Annotated in this window: 16 protein-coding genes; 7 read left to right on the top strand and 9 right to left on the bottom strand. The window is 73.2% G+C overall.

All coding sequences use genetic code 11. The annotated features are described in order from the left end of the window. Positions 1 to 56 precede the first annotated feature (56 nt). Positions 57 to 857, bottom strand: a complete 801-nt coding sequence (locus OG562_RS43520; RefSeq protein ID WP_266408103.1) for an SIS domain-containing protein — start codon at positions 855 to 857, stop codon at positions 57 to 59. A gap of 182 nt (positions 858 to 1,039) precedes the next feature. On the opposite strand from OG562_RS43520, the gene OG562_RS43515 reads away from it, so the two are divergent. The 6 genes from OG562_RS43515 to OG562_RS43490 all read left to right on the top strand — a co-directional run bounded on the left by OG562_RS43515 (position 1,040) and on the right by OG562_RS43490 (position 10,662). Further along, positions 1,040 to 1,924: a MurR/RpiR family transcriptional regulator gene (locus tag OG562_RS43515; protein WP_266408101.1), complete on the top strand. Its 885-nt coding sequence runs from the start codon at positions 1,040 to 1,042 to the stop codon at positions 1,922 to 1,924. A gap of 107 nt (positions 1,925 to 2,031) precedes the next feature. Beyond that, entirely contained in the window at positions 2,032 to 6,300 is a 4,269-nt protein-coding gene (locus OG562_RS43510; protein WP_266408099.1) for an NEW3 domain-containing protein, read from the top strand. Positions 6,301 to 6,593: 293 nt separating this feature from the next. Beyond that, the gene (locus tag OG562_RS43505) at positions 6,594 to 7,220 is read left to right on the top strand and encodes a peptidyl-prolyl cis-trans isomerase (RefSeq protein WP_266409846.1); all 627 of its coding nucleotides are present in this window, start codon (positions 6,594 to 6,596) and stop codon (positions 7,218 to 7,220) included. Positions 7,221 to 7,394: 174 nt separating this feature from the next. Further along, positions 7,395 to 8,765, top strand: a complete 1,371-nt coding sequence (locus OG562_RS43500) for an extracellular solute-binding protein (protein ID WP_266408097.1) — start codon at positions 7,395 to 7,397, stop codon at positions 8,763 to 8,765. Between the two features lie 2 nt (positions 8,766 to 8,767). Then, positions 8,768 to 9,787 (top strand): carbohydrate ABC transporter permease, encoded by a 1,020-nt coding sequence (locus OG562_RS43495; protein ID WP_266408096.1) that lies wholly within the window; start codon positions 8,768 to 8,770, stop codon positions 9,785 to 9,787. After that, positions 9,784 to 10,662, top strand: a complete 879-nt coding sequence (locus OG562_RS43490; RefSeq protein ID WP_266408095.1) for a carbohydrate ABC transporter permease — start codon at positions 9,784 to 9,786, stop codon at positions 10,660 to 10,662. Before OG562_RS43495 ends, OG562_RS43490 begins: the two co-directional genes overlap by 4 nt. Here OG562_RS43490 and OG562_RS43485 read toward each other — a convergent pair. Both OG562_RS43485 and OG562_RS43480 read right to left on the bottom strand, forming a co-directional pair. After that, the gene (locus OG562_RS43485; protein ID WP_266408094.1) at positions 10,626 to 12,896 is read right to left on the bottom strand and encodes a glycoside hydrolase family 3 N-terminal domain-containing protein; all 2,271 of its coding nucleotides are present in this window, start codon (positions 12,894 to 12,896) and stop codon (positions 10,626 to 10,628) included. The genes OG562_RS43490 and OG562_RS43485 overlap by 37 nt on opposite strands. Before the next feature lie 56 nt (positions 12,897 to 12,952). Then, complete coding sequence (locus OG562_RS43480) at positions 12,953 to 14,011, bottom strand: N-acetylglucosamine kinase (RefSeq protein WP_266408092.1); 1,059 nt, start codon at positions 14,009 to 14,011, stop codon at positions 12,953 to 12,955. Between the two features lie 8 nt (positions 14,012 to 14,019). Between OG562_RS43480 and OG562_RS43475 the strand changes: the two genes are divergently transcribed. Further along, a complete protein-coding gene (locus OG562_RS43475; RefSeq protein ID WP_266408089.1) occupies positions 14,020 to 15,312 on the top strand; it encodes a glycosyl hydrolase in 1,293 nt (430 codons plus the stop codon). 24 nt (positions 15,313 to 15,336) lie between these two features. Here OG562_RS43475 and OG562_RS43470 read toward each other — a convergent pair whose 3' ends face one another. The 6 genes from OG562_RS43470 to OG562_RS43445 form a co-directional block, all read right to left on the bottom strand. After that, positions 15,337 to 16,851, bottom strand: a complete 1,515-nt coding sequence (locus tag OG562_RS43470) for a glycoside hydrolase family 3 N-terminal domain-containing protein (protein WP_266408087.1) — start codon at positions 16,849 to 16,851, stop codon at positions 15,337 to 15,339. A gap of 106 nt (positions 16,852 to 16,957) precedes the next feature. Beyond that, on the bottom strand, positions 16,958 to 18,178 hold the full coding sequence (locus OG562_RS43465) for an acetyl-CoA C-acyltransferase (RefSeq protein ID WP_266408085.1): 1,221 nt from the start codon (positions 18,176 to 18,178) through the stop codon (positions 16,958 to 16,960). Between the two features lie 64 nt (positions 18,179 to 18,242). Next, a complete protein-coding gene (gene asnB / locus OG562_RS43460; protein ID WP_266408082.1) occupies positions 18,243 to 20,066 on the bottom strand; it encodes an asparagine synthase (glutamine-hydrolyzing) in 1,824 nt (607 codons plus the stop codon). A 150-nt stretch (positions 20,067 to 20,216) separates the two neighbouring features. Further along, positions 20,217 to 21,236 carry a hypothetical protein gene (locus tag OG562_RS43455; RefSeq protein WP_266408079.1) on the bottom strand — a complete coding sequence of 340 codons (1,020 nt, stop codon included), beginning with the start codon at positions 21,234 to 21,236 and terminating at the stop codon, positions 20,217 to 20,219. A gap of 140 nt (positions 21,237 to 21,376) precedes the next feature. Continuing rightward, a complete protein-coding gene (locus OG562_RS43450) occupies positions 21,377 to 22,768 on the bottom strand; it encodes a 6-phospho-beta-glucosidase (protein WP_266408077.1) in 1,392 nt (463 codons plus the stop codon). Next, positions 22,765 to 23,517, bottom strand: a complete 753-nt coding sequence (locus OG562_RS43445; RefSeq protein WP_266408075.1) for a DeoR/GlpR family DNA-binding transcription regulator — start codon at positions 23,515 to 23,517, stop codon at positions 22,765 to 22,767. The genes OG562_RS43450 and OG562_RS43445 overlap by 4 nt, the downstream gene beginning before the upstream one ends. Between the last annotated feature and the right edge of the window lie 88 nt (positions 23,518 to 23,605).

Here is a 23,605-nt window from a genome sequence, read left to right as displayed (position 1 = left end):
CTCAGGTCGGGTCGGGTCGGGTCAGGTCAGGTCAGGTCAGGTCAGGTCAGGTCAGGTCAGCTGGCCGTACGCCGGATGCGTCCCGCGTACCGCTCCTCCAGTTCGAGGTTGCTCTCGAAGCCGCCGGGCACGTTGGCGGAGACGTAGACCGGGGGGCGGTCGCCGGAGGCGAGGAGGCGGGCGGTCGCCTCGGCGACCGTCATCTGGACCAGCAGCACGCCGGTCAGCGTGGACAGGGCGCAGACCGCGCCGCCTCCGGGAAGTTCGAGGAGGGCGTCGCCGTGCGGGGCCGCGTTGTCGAGGACGACGTCGGCGAGGTCGGCGAGCCTCTTGCCGCTGGGGTGGACGGCCGGCACGGCCCCGGTGTGGGCGAGGGAGGTGAGGGCGAGGAGGCGGTGGCCGCGCTCCTTGACCCGCAGCGCCATCTCGACGATGACGTTGTTGACGCCGGAGTTGGAGACGATGACGAAGAGGTCCTGGGGCCGGGGGGCGGCGAGCTCGTAGAGGCGGGCCGCGATCCCCGGCTTCCGTTCCAGGAGCGGGTCGTCGAGGACGCGGGGGTGGTCGCCGCCGAAGAGGACGAGGTCGGCGATGCTGAGGCGGTTGGTGGGCGCCAGTCCGCCCGCCCGGCCGGCGAGTTCGAGGACGAGGGCCTGGGAGTGGCCGGTGCCGAAGGCGTGCACGACACCGTCCTCGCGCACACAGTCCGCGATCAGCCCGGCGGCGGCGCTCACGTCGGCGCGCGCGGACTCGGCGAGGCGGTTCAGGACCGCCAGGCCCTCGCGCGCGAAGCGGTCGGCGCTCACCGGCTCGGTCACGGACTCGCTCACGGACTCGTTGGCGGGCTCGACGGACACCTGAGACTCCCCACTGGTGGACTGCTGGTGGATTGAACCACCGTGTACTTAGCCATCAATGAATCATCGAATCATATGCCCGGCGTCGCGGGCAATGGCCCGGCTCGCCCCCGGGCGTGGGGAGGCAGACCTGGTCCTGGTATTCAAGGATCGCCCCAATGGGTGGCTGGTACCTTCTCCGTATGCCCTCGACCGATGTCACCGCTCTGATCCGCACCGAACTGCCCCGGCTGGCCGGCTCCCTGCGGAAGGTCGGTGAGCTGATCCTGGAGGATCCGGCCGCCGTCACCCACTGCTCGGCCGCGGAGCTGGGCCGCCGCACCGGCACCTCCCAGGCCACCGTCACCCGGTTCTGCCGGGCCATCGGCCTCGACTCCTACCAGCATCTGCTGATCGAGCTGGCCCACGAGCGCGGCCGGGGCGAGTCCTCCGAGTGGGGCAGCGCCGAGATCGGCCCGGACATCTCCCCCGACGACAGCCTGGAGCGGGTCGTGCAGGTCGTGGGCACCGCGGATCTGCGAGCCGTCCAGCAGACCATCGACCGGATCGACCTGGACGCGATCGAGCGCGCGGCCCAGGCCGTCGCCCGCGCCCGGCGCATCGACGTCTACGGCGTCGGCGGCAGCGGCGCGGTCGCCCAGGAGACGGAGACCCGGCTGTTCCGCATCGGCTGCGCGGTGCGCGGCTGGACCGAGGTGCACGCGGCCACCACCTCCGCCGCCCTGCTCACCCCGGCGGACGTGGCGATCGGCATCTCCCACTCCGGCGCCACCCGGGAGACGATCGAGCCGTTCGAGCTGGCCAAGGAGCGCGGCGCCACCACGGTCGCCCTGACCGCCGACCCTCGCTCCCCGCTGGCCCGCGCCGCCGACGTACGGCTGATCTCCTCCTCCTCGGAGACCAGCTTCCGCACCGGCAGCATCGGCGCCCGCCACTCGGTGCTGATGCTCATCGACTGCCTCTACGTCCGGGTCGGCCAGCTCTCCTACCAGCGGGCGAGCGCCTCCCTGGCGCTGACCGACCACATCGCCGGGGCGCACGCGGTGAAGTCCCGACGGACCCGCTGAACCGACCGGGCCGTGCATGATTGAACCAACCGAGATGACAATAGATGGTTGATTGAACCATCCCACGATGCCAGGATGGGGCTCCGCCGACCACTCGTAGGAGTCCCATGCGCGTCACCTCTGTCGAGTCCACCGAGCTCTTCACCGGCACGCAGGACCAGCCGCACCAGGTGGTCGCCGTCGACCTCGAGCACGAGCCCGGCCGGCCGGTCCGGGTGAGCGTGGCGGGGCCGGGCGTCCACGGCGTCGGGGAGAGCGTCGTCACCGTCGGCGAGGACGGGACCGTACGCGCCGAGATACCCGTGGCCGCCGGCCTGTCCCCCGGCGACCGCCGGCCGATCACGGTCACCGCCGAGGATGCGGGCGCGGGCCTGCTGGTCCGGCACGCCGCCGAGTTCACGGCCGCCGAACCGGGCTGGACCATGTTCATGGTCAGCCACTTCCACTACGACCCCGTCTGGTGGAACACCCAGGCCGCCTACACCGAGACCTGGGACGTCGCCGACGACCCGGCCCTCACCGGGCTGCCCGCCCGCACCTTCGACTCGCGCGGCCAGAGCGGCATGAGCCTGGTCCGGGCCCACTGCGACCTGGCCCGGCGCGACCCGGCGTACACCTTCGTGCTCGCCGAGGTCGACTGTCTCAAGCCCTACTGGGACGCCTTCCCCGAGGAGCGGGCCTTCCTGCGGCAGCTGATCCGCGCCGGCCGGGTCGAGATCATGGGCGGCACCTACAACGAGCCCAACACCAACCTCACCGGCGCCGAGGCGACCGTGCGCAACGCGCTGTACGGCGACGGCTTCCAGCGCGGGATCATCGGAGCGACGCCGGAGACCGCCTGGCAGTTGGACGCGTTCGGGCACGATCCGCAGTTCCCGGGGCTGATGGCGGACGCGGGGGTCACGTCCAGTTCCTGGGCGCGCGGGCCCTTCCACCAGTGGGGGCCGACCCTGTCGGTGTTCGGCGAGGAGCCGCGTGATCCCCGACGGATGCAGTTCCCGGCCGAGTTCAGCTGGATCGCCCCCTCCGGACGGGGACTGCTGACCGCCTACATGGTCAACCACTACGGCGCCGGCTGGGCCGTCGACAACGCGCCCACCCTGCCCGAGGCGGAGGCGGCCGCGCTCAAGCTGTTCCAGGGGCTGAAGAAGGTCGCGCTCACCCGCAACGTCCTGCTGCCGGTCGGCGGCGACTACGCCCCGCCGTGCCGCTGGGTGATGGGCATCCACCGCGACTGGAACGCCCGTTACGTCTGGCCGCGGTTCGTCAGCGGCATCCCCCGGGACTTCTTCGCCGCTGTACGGGAGGAGTTGGAGCGGGAGGGGCGCACCGCGTCGCCGCAGACCCGGGACATGAACCCGGTCTACACCGGCAAGGACGTCTCCTACATCGACACCAAGCAGGCCCAGCGGCACGGCGAGACGCTGCTCGCCGACGCCGAGGCCTGGGCGACCCTCGCCTCCCTCGTCGCCGGGCGCCCCTACCCGGACGCGGCCCTCGACAAGGCCTGGCGGCAGCTGATCTACGGCGCCCATCACGACGCCATCACCGGCTCGGAGTCGGACCAGGTCTACATCGACCTGCTCACCGGCTGGCGGGAGCTGTACGACCTGGCGCGGGCGGTGCACGCCGACGCGACCGACGCGCTGGCCCGCAGGGTGGTCGCGCTGCCCGGCGGCGCGCCCGACCTGGTCGTCTTCAACTCCGCGACCTGGCGGCGCCGGGACGTGCTCACCGTCGCCGACCCGGGCCTGGTCCCGCTGGACCTCACCGGTCTGCCGCTGCCCGCGGTACGCGAGGACGGCGAACTGCGGGTCGTCGTACCGGAGGTGCCCGGCCTGGGCCTCAAGGCGCTCTCCCTCGCGGAGGGCCCCGTGCCCGGCTGGACGGCGGGCGAGGGCACCACGATCCGCAACGAGTTCTACGAGGTGACGGTCGACCCCGCGCGCGGCGGCGGCGTCAGCAGTCTGCGCACGCTCACCGAGGGCGGCCGGGAGCTGCTGCGCCCCGGGGACGTGGGCAACGAGTTGGTGGTGCAGGAGGAGTACCCGAGGCACCCCCGCTTCGGCGAGGGCCCCTGGCACCTCACGCCGACCGGCGCCACGGCCGCCCGCAGCCGGGACGTGACCGCTGACATCGATGTCGAGCACTCGCCGGCCGGTTCCCGCATCACCGTCCGCGCCGACCTGGGCCTCTTCCGGTACACCCAGCGGCTCACGCTGTGGACGGGGGTCGACCGGCTGGACGTGACGACGACCGTCGACGGCTACGACGGGGCCGACCGGCTGATCCGGGTGCGCTGGCCCTCGGACGTGCGCGGCGGGCTGCCGGTGCACGAGGTCGCGGACGCGGTGATCGGGCGCGGCTTCGGGTTCGTGGAGGTGGACAGCGAGCGGTTCCCGTGGACGCTGGACAACCCGGCCAACACCTGGTTCGGCCTGGGCTCCACGGCCCGCGTGGCCGTCCACGACGGCGCGGGCGCGCTGCTCGGACACCGGTCGATCGGCGTCGCCGAGCTCGTGTTCACCGACTGGGACGCGGCCGGCGAGCTGGGCGCCCCGCTCGCGGCGGCCCTGGTGCGCGCGGGCGTCACGGCCACCTCGACGATCGCGGGCGGCCCGCGCTACGGAGACCTGGAGGTCGACTCCAACCTGCCCGACATCCGGATCGCCGTCGGCGGCCCCGAGCGCAACCCCCTGGTGGCCGAGGCCCTCGGCTGGGACCCGGCGGCCGCCCGCGAGCTGCGCCGCCAGCTGGCCGAGAAGGGCCTGGCCGCCGTGTGGGTGGCGCCCCGCGCCTCGCTGCGCGAGGAGTGGGTGCCCGGCGCCGACCTGCGCGATCTGGAACGGCTGCCGCTGCTCCTGGTGGCCGGCGCCCGCGCCGAGGACGACGCGAAGGCCGTCGACTCGCTGGTCGCCGACCTGGACGACGCGACCGTACAGGCCACGGCGGCCGGCGGCGGCGAGGCGCTGCCGCCCGGCGACGCCTGGGACGGCCGGGGCTTCGCGATCCTCAACCGGGGCACCCCGGGCTGTGTGGTCACCTCCTCCGGCGACCTCTACATGTCCCTGATGCGCTCCTGCACCGGCTGGCCCTCCGGCGTCTGGGTCGACCCGCCCCGGCGCACCGCCCCGGACGGCTCCGGCTTCCAGCTGCAGCGCTGGTCGCACACCTTCGAGTACGCGGTCGTCGCGGGCGAGGGCGACTGGCGTGAGCTGGGCTGGCCGCGCGCCGGACATGCCTTCAACCATCCGCTCACCGCACGGCTGCGCAGGCCCTGCGAGACGCCGGCCGACCTGCCGAGGACGGGGGCCCTGCTGCGGCTGGAGCCCGAGGGCCGGGTGCTGCTGGACGCGCTGAAGCCGGCCGGCTCCCCGCTGGCCCGGGGCGGGACCGCGCCCGTCGACCCCGCGCGGGGGGTCGTCGTACGGGTGCACGAGGTGGACGGACGGCCGGTGCGGGCGCTGCTGGCGGGCCCCTCGGCGTGGACCGAGGGCGCCCGGGCGGATGTGCTGGAACGGCCCGGGGAGCCCCTGGCCCCCGGGCCGGACGGCGTGTTGGAGCTGGACCTGACGGGCTTCCAGGTGGCGACCGTGCTGGCCTCGCCGTCGGCCGACGGGCGGGTCGAGGGTCCCGGTGTCGCCGCGCACGAGCCCGCGCAGCCGGTGCACACCCGCTACTGGCTGCACAACTCGGGTCCCGCGCCCAGGGGGAACCTGCCCGTGGCGGTCTATCTCTCCCCGGCCGCGCTGACCGCCGACGGCCCGGTCACCGCGACGGTCCGGGTCTCCTCCGAGCTGACCGACGCGCCGGTGTCGGGGACGGTGGCCCTGGAGGCCCCGCCCGGCTGGACCGCCGACCCCGCCGAACTGCCGTACGCCCTCGGCCCAGGCGGCTTCACCCTCACCGAGGTCACCGTCACACCCCCACCGGACCCGGTCCCCGGCCGCCACCGGCTCGCCGCGCGGCTGACGTACGGCGGGCAGACGTACGAGGACACGGTCGCCCTGGACGTGCCGGGCGAGGCCCCGGACGGCGGACCGGACGGACGGACCGGGCCGAGCCTGGTGCTGGAGCTGGGCGTCGACCGGGTCGCGGTGCGCCGGGGTGAGCGGGTCCGGGTGCCGGTGAGCGTGCGCAACACCACCCGGGGCCCGATCGACGGAACCCTGTGGGCGGTGTCGTCCTGGGGCGCCTGGGCCGGTGTCGAACCCGGCTGCCAGGGCTTCGCCGTGCCCGCGGGGGAGGAACTGCGGTCCGTGGTCGAGGTGGACGGCTCGGCGGTGCCCCCGGGCTCGTACTGGCTGATGGCGAAGGCCGGCTGGCACGGCTGCGTGGCCTACACGGAGGCGGTCGTGCTGGAGGTCACCGAATGACCGGGCACACGGCCGTGGCCGCCGGCGAGGCCGAGCCCGAGGACCACCCGGACGCCGTACCGGACGCGGGGCCCGCCCCCGGCCCACCCCCGCGGCAGCACAGCCGGCCGACCGCGAGAACCGGCGACCGCGGCGGGGGCGACGCCGAGAGCGGGTCCGCCGGACGGGTGGGCGGCGAGGCCGAGCCCGAGAGACGGGCGGACGCCGACGCCGTCCCGGACTCCAGGCGGCCCGGGGACGCCGACCCGCACGAACGGCGCCACAGTCGACGGGCCGCCCGCGGAGACGACGGCATGAGCGGGCATGCGGCGCTCGTGGGCGGGGAGGCGGTGTCGGCGGGGCGGGTGGACGCCTTGTTGGCGGCCGTTCCGGCGCGGGATCGGGTGGTACGGACGGAGGCGCTGGCGCGGGCCGAGCGGCAGCGCAGACGGTGGGCCACGCAGATCGTGGTCGCCGACGAGCTCGCCCGCCGGGCCTGCGCGGAGCGTGGGCTGGCGCCGCCGGTCGAGGTGTCCCCGGCGCGGGTGCTCGCGGTGTCCGGGACCGAGGTCGCCGACCTGGGCAGCATCGTGGCGGTCGCGCTCGCCCACTCCCCGGCCGCGCGCGCCCTGTTGGCGGCGCTGGAGGCGGAGCAGCAGGTCCCGGAGCGGGCCGTACGGGACTACTACGACCGCAATCGCGACCGGTTCCTGACCCGGGAGGCGCTGCGGCTCGGCGTCGACCCGTACGGCGACGTGGGGCCCGCCGACGTGCTGCCGTACCCGGAGGTCCGCGACGAGGTGGCGCGGGAGTTGCGGCGGGGGGTGGCCCGGCAGGCGTTCTTCGACTGGCTGGACCGCGCCCGGGCGGGCGTGGAGTACGCGGCGGGGCACGAGCACCCGGGCGACCCGTCCCACCCCGACCACGAGCACCGGCACTGAACACGGCGGTAACCGCCCGGAACCGAAAAGCAACACGGCAAGCCATTGACCTCCGATGAATTCTGGTCCACCTTTTCATCAATCGAAGTCCAAGTTGGTGATTTGAACCAGCAACTCGGGCGGCAGCTCGGGCCGGCGGCCCGAAGCGGCCGCTGACGGATCGCAGGAGGCACCATGCATGCGGGAAGACTGACCGGAACCGTGGCGGGCGTCATCGCCCTGGCCCTGACCGCCGCCGGCTGCGGTCTGTCGGGCAGCTCCGGCAGCGGGGACGCCACGGCCGGCGGCTGCAAGGTCGACAAGGGCAACGTCGGCTCCGGGAAGCTCACCGGGGACGTCAAAGGGAAGATCACCTTCCAGACGACCAACCTCAAGAAAGACTTCGGCGACTTCTTCAACGGAGTGATCAAGGACTTCGAGAAGGCCCACCCCGGCGCCTCGGTCAAGTGGATCGACGACCCCGGCGACAACACCTTCACCCAGCGCACCGTCGCCGACGCCCAGGCCTGCACGCTGCCGGACGTGCTCAACCTCAACTCCGAGACGGCGACGGCTCTCACCAAGGCCGGCTACCTGCTCAACGTGGGCGTGAAGGACCCCGACGCCTCGAAGCCCTTCGTGCCGGCCTTCTGGAACTCCAGCACCTTCAAGGACGCTTCGGGCATGCCGCTGCACACCGCGCTCCCCTGGTACACCGGCGGCATCCTCCTGACGTACAACACCGACCTGCTGAAGAAGTCCGGGATCGACCCGGACAAGCCGCCGACGACCCTGTTCGGGCTGTTCGCCGACTACGAGAAGATCGCCAAGACGTCCGACGGCACGTACTACGCGACGATGGCCAACCCGATCTGGCGGATCCCGGCCGACTGGGACCAGATGAACGTCAAGATCCTGACCGACGACGGCAAGACGGCCGTCTTCGGCGACGACCCGAGGACCACGCAGTGGGTCGCCTGGATGGCGAAGCTGTACAAGGAGGGCGCGATGCCGAAGGACTCGCTGTCCTCCAGCAACGACCCCTCCACGCTCTACAGCCAGGGCAAGGTCGCCTACGGCTCGACCAACCCGAGTTTCGTGCGCTTCGTCAAGCAGAACAGCCCGTCGGTGTACACCAAGACCGGCGTCGGCCAGCAGCCCTTCGACCAGCTCGGCCACACCACCGCCGCCCCGCAGTACATCTCGGTCGCGGCGACCAGCAAGAACGCCTCCGCCGCCCTCTCGTTCGCCGAGTTCCTCACCAACGCCGAGAACCAGACGGCCTGGTGCAAGGACCCGGCCGTCGTCATCTTCCCGACGACCACGACCTCCCTGAACGACCCGTTCTTCCAGAAGGTCACCGGCAGCGACCCCTTCTCCGCGGCCCGCAAGCTCGTCGCCGAGCAGCTGAAGACCACCACCGCCTACCAGACCAACCTCTCCCCGGCCGTGCAGAACGCCATCGTGGCCCAGGTGCAACTGGCCATGCAGGGCAAGAAGAGCCCCGCACAGGCCGTCAAGGACGCCCAGTCGAAGGCGAACGAGCTGCTGAAGCAGGCAGGCTGACGGTGGCGACCGAGACCGCGAACCCGGTGTCCGTGTCCGGTGCGCCGTGCACAGCCGCGGCGCCGGGCCCGGCCCCGTCCCGCATACGACGCCTCGGCCGGGCCCTGCTGCCCGGCCCCGCTCCCGGCGCCAACGGAGCGGCGCTGTACCGCCGTTGGTGGCTGCCCTGGCTGTGGACCGCCCCCGCGGTCGCGTGCGCGGTGATCTTCGGGGTGTTCCCCTTCTTCAACACCCTCCTGCTGTCCTTCACCGACGCCAAGCCGCTCGGCGGGGCCGCGTCCTTCGTGGGCTTCGACAACTACAGCCGGATGCTGGGCGACTCCGACTTCTGGCTCGCCACCCGCAACAGCGTGCTGTACGCGGTGATCGTGGTCCCGCTGATGGTGCTGCTGCCGTTGCTGCTGGCCGTCCTGGTGGAGAAGAACCTGCCTGGCATCGGCTTCTTCCGCTCCGCCTTCTACACCCCCGTCCTCGCCTCCAGCGTGGTCGTGGGACTGAGCTGGCAGTGGCTGCTGGCCGACGACGGGCTGATCAACACCTGGCTGGAGAAGGCCCATCTGATCAAGGACGCCGTCCCCTTCCTGTCCGACTCCTGGCTGATCCTGCTGTCCGCGATGGGCCTGACGCTGTGGAAGGGGCTCGGCTGGTACATGATCTTCTACCTGGCCGCGCTCGGGAACGTGCCGAAGGAACTGCACGAGGCCGCGTCCATGGACGGCGCCGGCGCGGCCCGCCGCTTCTGGCACATCACCGTGCCGGGCGTGCGGCAGGCCATGATGCTGGTCGGCACGCTCACCGGCATCGGCTCGCTGCGGGTGTTCACCGAGATCTACATGCTGGGCGGCTCCACGGGCGGCCCCGGCGGCGCCGACCGCACCCTGCCCTTCTACATCCGGGACGTCGGCCTGGACCCGCTCACCGGGAACGCCGGGTACGGCTCGGCGGTCAGTGTGGCCCTGTTCGCGCTGACGCTGGGGCTGACCCTGCTGGCACAGCGCGTGACCAAGGAGGACGAGTCATGACGACCGCCGTGGAGAAGCCCCGGCGCCCGCTCCCGCGCTGGCGGGACTACGGCCGCCCCCGCGAACTGGTCGTCCGCTACCTGCTGTTGCTCCTCGTGCTCGGCCTCACCGTCGGCCCGCTGGTCTGGCAGCTGCTCGCCTCGCTGAAGAGCGCCGGCGAGGACGTCTTCGGGGCGAACGCCTCGCTGCTGCCGCACCATCCGACGCTCCGGGCCTACCGGCAGGTCTTCGAACAGGTGCCGGTGGCCACGTACATCAGGAACAGCGTGCTGGTGGTCGTCCTGTCGATCGCCAGCCAGCTGCTGTTCTCCACCACGGCCGGCTACATGCTCTCCAAGCCCGGCTGGAAGGGCCGCAAGGCGGTCTGGGTGGTGCTGGTCGCCTCCATGATGTTCCCCTTCGAGTCGATCATGGTGTCGCTGTTCCTGAGCATCCGCGACCTGGGCCTGGTCGACAACCTGGTCGGCGTCTGGCTGCCCGGGTTCGTCGGGGCCATCAACGTCCTGCTGATGCGCGGCGCGTTCCTGGCGGTGCCCCGCGAGATCGAGGACTCGGCGATGCTCGACGGGGCGGGCGAGTGGCAGCGCTTCCGGTACCTGTATCTGCCGTCCGCCTGGGGCGCGATCCTGGTGGTCACCGTCAACACGTTCATCAGCGCCTGGGACGACTTCCTCTGGCCGCTGATCGTGCTGCGCTCCGAGGACCACATGACGCTGACCCTGGGTCTCTCCCGGCTGCAGAGCTCGTCGTTCGGCTACGACCAGCGGGTGGTGATGGCCGGCTCGGTGATCTCCGTGATCCCGGTGCTGGTGCTGTTCGTCATCACGCAGCGGTGGTTCTACAAGGGGGTGTCGGCGGGGGCCGTGAAGCTCTGATCGAACACCAGCGGTACGGCGGTCTGCGCCTCGCGCGCCGACGCGGCGACCCGGATCTCGACCGCGCCGAGGTCGGCGGCGAGCCGCATGCCGACCGTACGGCACTGGCCGGGAGCGAGAGCGACACCCTCGAACGCGCACAGTTCGAGGGTGCGCGGCCAGGTGGGGGTGCGCAGCCGGCGGATGTACAGCTGGACGACGGTACGCCCGTGCCGCTCCCCTGTGTTGACGACGTCGACCTCGACGGTCCGCCCGGCCACGCGGGGCTCGCCGTACGCGAAGGTCGTGTACGACAGCCCGTGCCCGAAGGAGAAGAGCGGCTCGGCGCTCTCGTCGACGTAACGTCCGTACTCGGTGTCCTTGTGGTTGTAGTAGACGGGGAGTTGGGCCGCCGAGCGCGGCATGGAGACGGGGAGGCGGCCGGCGGGGTCGGTGAGCCCGAGGAGCACCTCGGCGACCGCGTCGCCGCCCCAGGGGCCCGGATACCAGGCGGTGAGCAGCGCGGCGGCGCGGTCCGCCGCCTCCGGGACGGCGTGCGGTCGGCCCTGGACGAGGACGACGGCGGTGGGCGTGCCGGTGGCCGTGACCGCGTCCAGCAGCGCGTGCTGGGCCTCCCCCAGCCGCAGCCCGGCGAGGTCGACGCCCTCGCCGCAGGTCATCTCCGACACGACCGTCCGCGCGGCCCCGTTGGCGTCGAACTCCGTGTCGGGGGTACGGGCGCTGCTGCCGCCCAGCACCAGCACGGCCAGGTCGCAGGCGGCGGCCTCGGCGACCGCCTCGGGGATGCCGGAGAGGTCGTCGCCGGTGAGCGCGCAGCCGCGGGCGTGCCGGACGTCGAAGCCGGGCGGGGCGAGCCGGCGCAGACCGTCGAGGACGCTGCTGCCGACGCCGGGGCGCTGCGGTGCCGTGTAGTCGCCCAACTGGTGGACAACGGTGGCGGATTGGGGTCCGATGACGGCGATACGGGAGACGGTCGCCGGGACGGGCAGGACACCGCCGTCGTTGTGGAGGAGGGTGACCGCGGCGCGGGCGAGCGCGGTGCTCAGGTCCCTGCCCCGCTCGGCGGATGGCAACTCGCCGGTGCTGTAGGGCTGTTCGAACAGCCCGAGACGGAACTTCAGGCGGAGGACGCGGGCCACGGCGGTGTCGAGGGTCTCCTCGCGCACCAGTCCGCGTTCGACCGCCTCCTCCAGATGTGTGAAGCCCTCGTCCCAGAGGCTCAGGTCGACACCGGCGTTGAGCGCGAGGGCGCCAGCCGAGACCGGGTCGCCGGTGAGGCGGGCCAGCCGGTCCACGGCCAGGCCGTCGGCCATGACCAGGCCCTCGAAACCCCAGCGGTCCCGCAGGAGACCGGTGAGGAGGGCACGGTTGCCGGAGCAGGGCACGCCGTCGACCTCGTTGTACGCGGACATGACGGCGACGGCCCCGGCGCGGATTCCGGCACGGGCGGCGGGGAGGTGGATCTCGTGGAGTTCACGGAGCCCGAGCTCGGACTCGGCGGAGTTGCGGCCGCCGACCGTGGCTCCCTGCCCGGCGAAGTGCTTGAGGACGACCGGGGCCTTGTCGGCGGCGAAGACCTCCCCCGTGCCCTGCATGCCCCGGACCAGCGCCTCCGTCAGCCGGGCCGCGAGGTGGGGGTCCTCGCCGTAGCACTCCTCGGTGCGGCCCCAGCGGGGATCGCGGGCGATGTCGAGGGCCGAGACGAGGGCGACATGCCCGCCGCGGGCCCGCAGTTCGGCGGCGGCGTGGGCGGCGGCCCGCTCGTACAGGCCAGGGTCCCAGGTGGCGCCGACAGCCAGGTTGACGGGGAGGACCGTGCCGTCGAGGGCCATATGGCCGTGCGGCACCTCCTCGACGAACAGGGCGGGGACACGGAGCCGGCTGTGCTCCAGGACGTGCCGCTGGACCAGGTCGGCGAGGCCGGCGCCGTCCTGGGCGCCTGGTCCTTCACCGTGTCCGACGCCGGACCAGGCGTCCGCGCGCATCAGCCCGTAGAGGGCGCCGAGCCCTGCGAAGCGCTCGGTCTCGGCGTACAGGGCCTCGGTGAGCTCGAAGTCCCCGTCCGGGGTGCGACGGTAGGCGTCCCAGCCGTACATCCGCTGGTTGAGCTGACCGACCTTCTCGCGCAGGGTCATCCGGGAGAGGAGATCGGCGACGCGGGTGTCGAGGGGGGCCGCCGGGTCGAGGTACGCGGGGACGACGGCCGGGGCGAGCGGGTGCTCCTGAGGGGGCATGGGGCGTCCTTGTGCGGGGCGGTACGGGGCGTGGGGTGCGCGGGGCGTGGGGTGCGTCAGCGGTCGGCGCCGTGGGCGAGACGGGCCAGGGCCACGGCGCCCGGGGAGCCGTCCGACACCGGGGTGACGGTGAGCGCGAGGTGGGCCAGGCGTTCGGTCAGGGGGGTCAGCAGGGGGCCGTGCGGGGCGAGCAGACCGCCGGTGACGACCAGGGGTTCGCCCGGGCGCGGCCCCAGGGCCGTCACGGTCCCGGCCAGCCTGCGGGCGGCCTCCGCCAGGATCTCCGCGGCGACGGCGTCCTTGTCCTCGGCGGCGCGGACGACCAGCGGCGCGTGGTCGGCCAGCCGGACGGGCGGCCGGTCCATGACGGCGGGCAGCAGGTGCGCGCGGTAGGCGGTGCGCAGGGCGGCGCTCCAGCGGACGGTGTCCGTGACGCCGTAGCCCTCCGGGGGGAGGACTCCCGGCGGGAGTCCGAGTTCCCGGCCGACCGCGAGGACGAGTGCGGTGGGCGCGCCCCGGCCGTCGGCCGCCCGCAGGGCCGCGCGTACGGCAGCGCGGCCCATCCAGAAGCCGCTGCCGTCGTCGCCGAGGAGCCAGCCGTCGCCGCCGGAGGTCGCGGCCGGCGTCCGGGCGGCGATCCGGGCCGCGACCGCGCCGGTGCCGGCCACCAGGACCAGGCCGTCGGCGGGGTGGCCGGGGGCGGTGGCGAACGTGGTCTCGATGTCGCTGTGCACGCCGACCGTGGCCGCGGTGACGCCCAGCCGGGCGAGCGCTGCGGACAGGGCCGTGCGGGCCCGCACCCGGCCGGGCTCGTCGGCGCCCTGGCCCTGGTGTCCGGCGCCGGCGAAACCGCCCGCCACCGCGACGACCCGGCCGCGCAGCGGTTCGGGCACGGCGTGCGCGAGAGCCTCGGCGAGGTGGTCGGCGAGCTCCGGACCGGGCACGGTGAGCGCGTTGCCCGGACCGGCCGTGCCCTCGCCCCGGGGACGTCCGTCGTCCAGGTCCGCCAGGACGGCACGGGTTCGGGTGCCGCCGGCGTCGAGGCCGACCACGAAGGCCGGGGAAGCCGAGGAAGCCAGGGAAGCCGAGGAGGTCGGGTTCAAATCACTATTCATTGCCGTCCATGGTGGTTGATACATTCGCCGAAGACAAGGTCCGTCTGCGTCCGGAGGACACCATCGACACGCTCCCGCCCGCGCCCGCACTCCGCTTCGGGGTCAACTACACCCCACGCCGGGGCTGGTTCCACGCCTGGCACGACTTCGACCCCGGGCTCGCGCGCGAGGACCTGGCGCAGATCGCCGGGCTGGGCCTCGACCACGTCCGCGTCTTCCACCTGTGGCCCCTGCTCCAGCCCAACCGCACCCTCGTCCGCGCCTCGGCCGTGGACCAGCTCGTCCGACTGGTGGACCTGGCGGGCGAGTGCGGCCTCGACGTCCTCGTGGACGGCGTCCAGGGCCATCTGTCGAGCTTCGACTTCTACCCGGAGTGGACGCGCAGCTGGCACCACCGCAACGTGTTCACCGACCCCGAGGCGATCGAGGCCCAGGCACTGCTGCTGCGGACCCTGGGCCGCGCCCTGTCCGGCCGCCCCCACCTCATCGGCCTCCAGCTCGGCAACGAGCTCAACAACCTGGTCGAGCACAACCCGGTGTCCGTGCCCGAGGTGGACCACTACCTGGACACCCTGCTGACCGCCGCGCGGGACGGGCTGGGCGCGGGCGGCGCACTGGTCACGCACTCGGCGTACGACGCCGCCTGGTACGGCGACGACCACCCCTTCACCCCGGAGGCCTCGGCCCGCAAGGGCGACCTGACCACCGTCCACCCCTGGGTGTTCTCCGCCGACTGCGCCCGCCGCTACGGCCCGCGCTCGCCGCAGGTGCACCACCTCGCGGAGTACGGCACGGAGCTGGCCGCGGCCTACGCCACCGACCCGTCCCGCCCGGTCTGGGTCCAGGAGACCGGGGCCCCCGAGCCGCACATCCCGGCGGCCGACGCCCCCGACTTCGCCCGCGCGACGCTGCGCAACGCGGCCGACTGCGCACGGCTGTGGGGCGTCACCTGGTGGTGCTCCCACGACGTCGACCGCTCCCTGGCCGACTTCCCGGAACTCGAGTACACCCTGGGTCTGTTCGACTCCACGGGCCGCCCCAAGCCGATCGCCGACGCCTTGTCGACGACGGTGGCCGAGCTGCGTACGGCCGCCGCCCCACCCGCTCCCCGTACGACGGCCCTGGTCCTGGACTGCACCCCGTCCACCCGCTCGACCTCCGGCCCGGGCGGCGCCTTCTTCGAGGCCTGGATGCGCCTGCGCCAGGAGGGCGCCCGCCCGGCGGTGGTCCTGGCGGAGCACGCGCAGGACACGGCGTACCTGAAGGGGAGGGGCATCACGGAGCCGATCGAGGCGGCGTGAAGCGGGGGGAAGGGCGGAGGTTCGTCAGAACGTCCGCCCTGTCAACGCCTCCGCCACCGCCCGCAGGTTGACCCGCCCCCTCCCGTACGCACACACCGCGCCGCCCGGCTCCGGCAACCCGGTGGAGACCGGCAGCGCGTCCGGTCGTGCGGCGAGGAGCGCGTCGCGCAGGCGCCCCTGCCAGGGATGCAGTTCGGCATCGCACACGGCGACGACCAACGGCCGCCCCACCGCAGCCCGCAACACCTCCCCCACAACGGCCCCGACATCCCCCGGCTCCCCGGCGACCGTCGTCCCCGTGACCGTCGGGTCGAGGGCGCGCAGCTCCGTCAGGAGGTCCTCGCCGCCCCAGTTGAGGGCGGGGTGCGGGGGCGGGAAGCAGTCGACGACATGGGCGCCCGGCGCCGACGCCGGCAACGGCCCCCCGCTCCGTACGGCCCGGCGCGCCGCCGTCAGCCCGGCCCGCGCGTCCCACGCGGCGACGACACCCGGCCGGTACGGCGTCGCGTACCGCAGCGCGAGCCGCCGTACCCGCTCCGCTGCCTCGGTCACGCGCCGCGGAGCCAGTTCGCCCGCCCGCAGGGCGTGAAGCACGGCGTCCCGGCAGGCGAGGGTGACCTCCAGATCCGGCACGGCGACGATGACCTGGTCCGCTCCGGCGGCGAGCGCGAGACGGGCGCCGGCCGCCTCGCCGTAGCGGTCGGCGATGGCCTTCATCTCCAGCGCGTCGCTCACCAGAACGCCGTCGAAGCCGAGCTCGCCCCGCAGCAGCTCCGAGAGGATGCCCGGACTGAGGGTGGCGGGCCGGTCCGGGTCGAGGGCCGGGAAGACGACATGGGCGCTCATCAGCATGGGCACGCCCGCGTCGACGGCCGCCCGGAAGGGGGCGAGGTCGAGCCGGTCGTACGGCCGCGGGTCGACCGCGAGTTCGTGGTGGCTGTCGGTCACGGTGCCCCCGTGGCCGGGGAAGTGCTTGGCGCAGGAGGCCACACCGCGTGCCTCGGTGGCCGCGATCCAGGCGCGCAGGTGCCGGGAGACCAAATCGGGGTCGGCGCCGAAGGCGCGGGTGCGCACGATCGGGTTCTCGGGCCGGCTCTGGACGTCGGCGACGGGAGCGTAGGAGACGGTGATGCCCAGCGAGAGCAGATGTCCGGCCAGGGCGTCGGCGCACGCGGCGGTGAGCGCGGGGTCGTCGGCGACGCCGAGCGCCCAGGAGCCGGGCGCCTCGGGGGCGCCCGCGGCGACCAGATGGCCGATGCCGCCGCCCTCGTTGTCGATGGCGATCAGCAGGTCCGGGCGCAACGCCCGCAGCGTGCCGGTGAGTTCGCGGACCTGGTCGGCGTCGCGGACGTTGCGGGTGAACAGGATGACCCCGCCCAGCCCGCGGTCGACGAGCCGCTTCAGGGGGTCGGGGACGGTCGTCGTCCCGTCGAAGCCCGCGACGAGACAGCGGTGGGCCGCCTCGTCGAGCGTGGTGGGGAGGACCGGGTCGGCAGGCCCGGGGGCGGAGTGCGTCACCTCCGAGATCCTCTGGTTCATCCAGCCGAAAGTCAACATCTTGATGGATTAATGATTCAACCGAACTGATTCTCGACAAGATCTACGAGGTGCGTTCCCACTGGATGCGTTTCCACTGGATGCGTTCCTAGGACGTGCGTTCCAGGAGCATCGCCATGCCCTGGCCGCCTGCCGCGACGACGCTGACCAGGGCGGTGCCGAGATCGTCGTGGCGCAGGGTGGTGAGCGCGGTGGTGGTCAGGCGGGCGCCGGCCGCGCCGTAGGGCTCGCCCAGGGCGATCGAGCCGCCGTGGGGGTTCATGCGCTCGGGGTCCAGGGCCAGTTCGGCGCAGTAGGCCAGGATCTGCGCGGCGAAGGGCTCGTTGCCGGCGACGGTGCCGACGTCCGCCAGGGACAGGCCGGCCCGGGCCAGGACGGCGCGGGTCGCGGCGACGGGGACCGGGCCCTCGGTCTCGGGGGTGCCGGCGCTCACGGCGGTGGCCAGGACGCGGGCGAGCGGGGTGTGCCCGTGGGCGCGGGCATAGGTCTCGGACATGACGACGACCGCTGCGGCTCCGTCGGACAACGGGGCGCTGTTGCCCGCGGTGACCCCGCCGTCGGAGCGGAACCGTGGCGGCAGGGCGGCGAGGCTCTGCCGGGTGACCCCTGTGCGCGGGCAGTCGTCGGCGGTCGCGGTGGCGCCGTCCGGGATCTTGATCGGCACGATGTCGCCGAAGTGGAAGCCCTCGTCGAGGGCCTGTTGGGTGAGCCGGTGGGAGCGGACGGCGTAGGCGTCCATGTCGGCGCGGGTGATGCCGTACAGATCGGCGGTGTTCTCGGCGGCCAGTCCCACCGGGATGTACGGGTCCGGACGCCCACCCTGTCCACGGGGGTCGCTCCAGATCCCCGCGCCGGCCTGCGCGCGGTGCCGGGTGCGCTGCCCGGCGGCCCGGAACGCCGGGTTCTCGGTGTTGGGCCAGGTGTCGGAGCTGCCGTGCGCCAGCCGGGACTGCGACTCGACCCCGGCGGCGATGACGACGTCGGCGTCGCCGCAGCGCACGGCCTGGGCGGCGATGCGGATCGCCTGTAGGGAGGAGGTGCAGAAGCGGTTGACGGTCAGGCCGGGCACCTGGTCCCAGCCGAGCAGGACGGCGGCGATCCGGGCGATGTTGAAGCCCTGCTCGCCGCCGGGCAGGGCGCAGCCCACGACCAGGTCCTCGACGCTGCTCGCGGGCAGGCCGGGGGTGCGGGCGAGGGCTTCGGCGACGGTGGCCGCCAGCAGGTCGTCGGGGCGGACGGTGGCCAGGGCGCCCTTGTGGGCGCGTCCGATGGGCGTGCGGACGGCTGAGGTGATCACGGCGCGCTGCATGGCGGAGTCCTGGGAGGTGTCGGGAGCGGGGGGGCGGTGACGGGGCGTCGGGGATGGCGGGCGGTCACAGGTGGAGGGCGGGGCGGTGGGTGCGCAGCCACTGGTCGAGGTCCAGGACGAGTTCCAGTCCCTCGCGGGGGAATCGTCTCCCTCCGGTGGGCTCCAGCAGCAGACGGCGTACGGCGGCGGTGTCCAGCAGGTCGACTGCCGGGCTGCCGTCGTCCAGGAGTCGGGCGACCTGCGCGGTCAGGGCGGCGCGGTAGGCGGGGTCGCGGACCATGGGGTAGGGGCTCTTGCGGCGGGCCAGCACCGATGCGGGAAGCAGATCGGCGACGGCGGCGCGCAGCAGGCTCTTCTCACGACCGTCGAAGGTCTTCATGGCCCAGGGGATGTTGAAGACGTACTCGACGAGGCGGTGGTCCAGGAACGGCACCCGGACCTCCAGGCCGACGCCCATGCCGAGGCGGTCGGCGCGGTCCAGGAGGCAGGGCAGGAACCGGGTCAGGTTGAGGTGGCTGTCGCGGCGCAGCGCCGCCTCGGCGGGCGCGGTGCCGGGCAGGTGTTCGATCTCGGCGCAGGCGGCCCGGTGGAGTGCGGCACGGTGTGCGGGCAGGTCCAGGGCGGCGGCCAGGGTCGGATCGAGCAGCCGGGTCAGGTCGGCGCGCTCGAGCACGTGGTCCCAGGGAAAGGATTCCGCTGCCGCTGCCTCGGGCGTGAACCAGCGGTATCCGCCGAAGAGCTCGTCGGCCCCGTCGCCGGCCAGGGTGACGGGGAAGTGCTCGCGCACCGCGCGGTACAGCTCCAGCAGCGAGGTGTCGAAGTCCCCCAGCGTCAGCCCGTCGCGCAGCCGGCCGACGTGGGCGCGCCGGGCGGGGTCGGCCAAGGCGTCGGCGTCCAGGCGCACCCGGCGGTGGGCGCTGCCCAGGTGGGCCGCCATCAGGTCGGCGTAGGGGCCGTCCGGGTCGCGCCGCATGGCGTCCTGGCCCGAGGCCCTCTCGCCGAGGTCCACCGACAGGGTGCGCAGGGTCCCGGCCGCCGGACGCGCCAGCGCCGCGATCGCGCTGGAGTCCAGTCCGCCGGACAGCAGCACGCTCACCGGCACGTCGGCCGTCAGCTGCCCGGTGACGGACTCCTCCAGCAGTCGGCGCACCCGGGCCACCGTGGCGGGCAGGTCGTCGCCGTGCTCGGCCGGGTCCAACGACCAGTAGCGGCGGGCGCGCACGCCCTGCGGGGTCATGGTGACCACGGTGCCCGGGGCGACCTCGCGCAGTCCCGCGAAGGCGCTGCGTCCGGGCGTCTTGATCATCGGGTGGGCGGACAGCAGCAGTTCCCGCAGCCCGTCCAGATCCAGCCGCGCGGTCACCGCCGGGTGCGCCAGCACGGCCTTGGGCTCGGAGGCGAAGACCACCGCGTCGTCGAGGTGCGCGTAGCACAGGGGCTTGATTCCGAACCGGTCCCGCACCAGTGTCAGCCGCCTGGGGCCGGGCTCCCAGGCGACATAGGCGAACATGCCCTCCAGCCGGGACGGCGCCTGCTCGCCCCAGGCGTCGACGGCGCGCAGCACCACCTCGCTGTCGCCGCGGGTGGAGAACCGGTGCCCCAGCGCGGCCAGTTCCGTACGCAGCCGGGCGTGGTTGTAGACCTCGCCGGTGAACGCCACCGCCAGCACCGTGCTCCCGTCGCGCTCGAGGAGCAGCGGTTGCCGGCCTCCGATCAGGTCGACGACGGCCAGTCGGGTGTGGCCCAACCCCGCCGCCTGCTCGGCCCACACGGCCGACGCGTCGGGGCCACGGCACGCCAAGGTCTCGGTCATCGCCTTGAGCGAGGTGTCCGCTGTCCCCCGGGGCGCACCGCCCGCGAACCCGGCATAGCCGACCAGCCCACACATCGTCGAGCCTCCCCGACCCCGGCACGCGGGGCCCACCGTACGATTCCGGGCCCGCTGCGCCGGCCACCACCACTGGAACGATCAGGACACGCCCAGGTCACCGTCCGATCCGGCGGCGCACCGTCGAGGGGCCCGTGCGCGGCCCTGCTTCTAGGGCGCCCCGTAGCGGCGGGCGAGTGCGTGGAACGCCTCCTTCGGTTCCCAGGGCATGTCCGGGTAGGCACGCGGGCCGGCGGGGTGGCCGCTGTGCTCGTCGAGGATCTTGACGATGCCGTAGGAGGCCATGTCCTCGTCCGGTCCCGTCGTGCGGTGGGGTGTGGCGAAGCCGGCGAAGCTGAACCAGAAGACGGAGTCGACGTCCTCCTCCTCGAAGACGGTCATGAGGTCGTCGAGGTAGCGGACCTGTTCGCCCTCGTCGCGCACCAGGTCGGGCTTGAGGGTGACGCCGTCGGCCTCCTTGGCCATGTACCAGCCGGCGCCGCCGTAGTCGCCCGCGCCCCGGTAGGTGCAGCAGCCGACCTCCATGACGGCGACGGGCTTGCCGTGGGCGAACTCCTTGCGCAGGTCGTCGCGGTAGGTGGGAGCGTTGCGCAGGCCTCGGAAGGCGTCCAGGCCCACGATGTCGAACGGGGTCCAGTCCACGCCGTCCAGAGGGCAGGAGGCATAGCTCACGCGACCGCCGAAGAGGGGCCGTACGGTGTCGACGACCTCGCTCAGGAAGACGTTGACCTTGTCGGGGATGCCCTGGAGCGCGGCTTCGCGGCCGGGGCCCGCCAGGACCGGGACGCGTTCGGCGAAGGTGTCGCCTGGCAGGTAGCCGCGGGCGAACAGGCTGAGTTCGCAGCCGGTGACGAGGACGACCTCGGCGCCGTCGCGGCGCAGCCGCTGCGCACGCTCGGCGCAGTCGGCGAACAGCGGCAGCATCTCCGTGTCCGTCAGCTCGCAGGGGAACGGCGAGAACCAGACCTCCAGTCCCGCCTCCGCCGCGTATCGTGCCGTGGTCTCGATCCGGTCCGGGTCGCCGCCGGTGATGCGGACCGCGGTGCAGTGCAGGTCCTCCGCGACGACCCGCATGTCCCGTTCGACGTCCCGGGGGTCGAAGACGGGGCGCGAGGTGTCGCCGTCGGGGAAGGTGCCGGTGTCGTAGTGGATGCCCTTGCCGCGCAGCATGACGGATGCCTCCGAGAGGAGTCGCTGTGTGTCGTACGGCGCGATCGTCCAGGTTCCAGCCGCGTGAGGGTCAAGACCGGACGGTCGCCGGCGGCTGGAGAACGCTGCCCGGCTACCCGGCTGCCCAGCGGCCCAGTCGCTCAGCCGCCCAGATAGGCGAGTTGGGGGAAGTGGTGCTGGTAGGCGGCCAGCAGGCGCTTCGCGACGGTGTACGAGTCGATCAGCGGGTGGATGGTCAGCGCCTTGACGGCGTGGGTGCGGTCGGCGGTGGTGGCGGCGTGGATCACCGCGCGTTCGACCGCCTTGACCGCGCACACCAGGCCCTTGCCGTGGTCGGGCAGCGGGGCTCCGGCGATGGGGCGGGCCCCGTTGGCGTCCACGTGGCAGGGGACCTCGATGACGGCGTCGTCGTCGAGGGTGGGGATCCGGCCGCGGTTGCGGACGTTGAGGATGAGGGTGGCGCGCTCGTCCAGGGCGATGGCCCGCATGAGGGAGAGGGCCACCTGCTCGTAGCCGCCGGACTCCAGGTCGCAGGAGTCCCGTTCGCCCATGCCGACGGCCTCGCGGTTCTCGGCCATGTAGGTCGTCTCGCGCTCCAGGCGGGTGGCGTCCCAGGCGTTCCAGGCGGTGCGGGGTGCGGACGGACCGCCGTCGGAGCCGCCCCCGGAGCCCGTGCTCAAGGACTCCGTGCCCAACGCGTCGTAGAAGCGTTGCTGTTGGGAGTGGAGGAAGGCGCCGCGGGTCTGTTCGGCGGCGCGTGCGGAGTCGACCGACTCGCGGTTGAAGTAGTAGTAGTGCAGGTACTCGTTGGGCAGCGCGCCGAGTGTGCGCAGTAGGTCGGCGCCGAAGAGTTTGCCCTCCTCGAAGGAGGTCAGGGCCGCCTCGTTCTCGAACAGGGACGGCAGCAGGTCCCGGCCGTCCGCGTACAGGCCGCACAGCCAGCCCAGGTGGTTCAGGCCCACGTAGTCCAGGCGGGTGCGGGCGGGGTCGGCGCCGAGCGCGCCGGCCACCCGGCGGCCGAGGCCCACCGGGGAGTCGCAGATCCCGATCACACGGTCGCCGAGGTGGGCGGTCATGGCCTCGGTGACCAGGCCGGCCGGGTTGGTGAAGTTGATGACCCAGGCGTCGGGCGCCAGGGCGGCGATACGGCGGGCGATGGCGAGCGCTTCGGGGACGGTGCGCAGCCCGTAGGAGATGCCGCCCGCGCCGACGGTCTCCTGGCCCAGCACTCCCAGCTCCAGGGCGATCCGCTCGTCCGCCGCGCGCCCGGCGAGCCCGCCGACCCGGATGGCCGAGAACACGAAGTCGGCTCCCGTGACCGCCTCGTCGAGGTCGGTGGTGACGGTGACGGCGGGCGGGTCGCGGTGTCCGGCGGCCTGGTCGGCGAGGACCTTGCGGATGGTGGTCAGCCGGGAGGCGTCCAGGTCGTACAGGGTCACGTCGGTGACGCGTCCAGGGCCGTGGTCGGCCAGCAGCGCCCGGTAGACCAGCGGGACGCGGAATCCGCCGCCGCCCAGGATCGTGAGTCTCATACTTCGACCACCTCAACTCCCGCCTCACGCAGTCGGTTACAGGTCTTCTCGTCCCCCGGGGCGTTGGTGACCACCACGTCGAGCTCGTCCGGCCCGCACACCCGGGCCATTCCGGTGCCGGGGAACTTGCCCGCGTCCGCCAGCAGGATCACCTGGGCGCTGGCGGCGATCATCGCCCGCTTGACGGGGACCTCGACGGCGGTGGTGTCCAGCACCTGGCCGTCGGGGCGGATCCCGCTGGTGCCCAGGAACAGCCGGTCGGCGTGGATCTGTCGCAGGTTGTCCTCGGTGAGGAAGCCCACCAGCGAGCGGTAGTCGCGCCGGACCACTCCGCCGAGCAGGATCAGCTGGACGGCCTTGTCGTCCTGGAGCTCCTCGTAGACGGCCAGGTTGCTGGTGATCACGGTCAGGGAGCGGCCGTGCAGATGGCGGGCCACCCGGTGCGCGGTGGTGCCGATGTCGAGCAGGACCGTCTCGCCGTCCTTGACGAGATCTGCGCACCAGGCGGCCAGGGCGTCCTTGGCCTCGACCCGGACCGCGGCCACGTCGGCGAACGGGTCGTCCTCGCCGACGACGGGCACGGCGCCGCCGTACACGCGTTTGAGCAGTCCCTCTTCCTCCAGCTGAACGAGGTCGCGCCGGATCGTGGCAGGGCTCGCCCCGACCTTCTCGGCCAGGGCGATCACGCTGGTGGGACCGTCCGCGCGCAGGGCCCGGAGGATCAGCTCATGTCTTCGGTCAGGGAGCATGGCGCAGACCATACTCGCGAACTCGCCAAACTCAAGCAAAGTCACGCATGAATGTCTCGATGTTCGCTTGACTCTTGTCAAAGTCGCG

Source organism: Streptomyces sp. NBC_01275, from assembly GCF_026340655.1.
In the GTDB taxonomy this organism is placed as follows: Bacteria; Actinomycetota; Actinomycetes; order Streptomycetales; family Streptomycetaceae; genus Streptomyces.
Note: the sequence above shows the minus strand (reverse complement) of the source record. Positions and strands in the feature narration are given on the sequence as shown.